Annotated in this window: 1 pseudogene; it reads right to left on the reverse strand. The window is 38.2% G+C overall.

Features of this window, described 5'->3' with window-relative positions:
• A pseudogene (locus Q1A47_RS20580) lies at window positions 1-618 on the reverse strand (IS21 family transposase); the annotation flags it as partial.

Below are 618 nucleotides of genomic sequence, written 5' to 3' on the forward strand. Positions count from 1 at the left end.
GATGCCTTTTGTCCGATCGCGCGAATGGCTTCTATCCTTCACTAATTGGCCTTTTCCTTCAGGAATAGTGTGTTTTGCAATCAATTCTCCTGTATCGGTAATATAGATGAATAGTTGTTTGTCTTCCGTTTCCTTGATACCGACGGTATCATATTTATGGAATGTTCCTAGTGGAAGAGAATACCGATTCGACAAATAACGAATTGTATTGTCCTTATGGACGCTTCTTGTTATACTATTTTCATAATTGTTTTTGATAGTTAATTTTTCTGCGACTGGTCTTAAGTGTTGCTTTTCCAAGGAGAACACTTCGACCGGTCTTTTTTTTGTTGTGTTATGGATTTTATAGTTCCCTGTTCGGTTTAGCCACTGCCAACCCTGTTCATTCCAGGAATCAATGTTGTGAAACACTCTATGTCTCGCAAAGTTATGCTTGATAAAGCCAACCACATTTTCAATTTTCCCTTTACTTTCTGGGTCAGCTTTTCTACAAACCCTAAGGTTTAAACGCCTGGTTTCCTTATAATGTTGAAACTCTTTCGTTAAGATAAGATCCCCGCCATTTTCACTGACCACGATTAAATTATCCTGATCATAAACGATTTCTCTTGGGATTCC

It is taken from the genome of uncultured Virgibacillus sp., from assembly GCF_947495635.1.
Taxonomy (GTDB): Bacteria; Bacillota; Bacilli; order Bacillales; family Amphibacillaceae; genus Virgibacillus; species Virgibacillus salarius.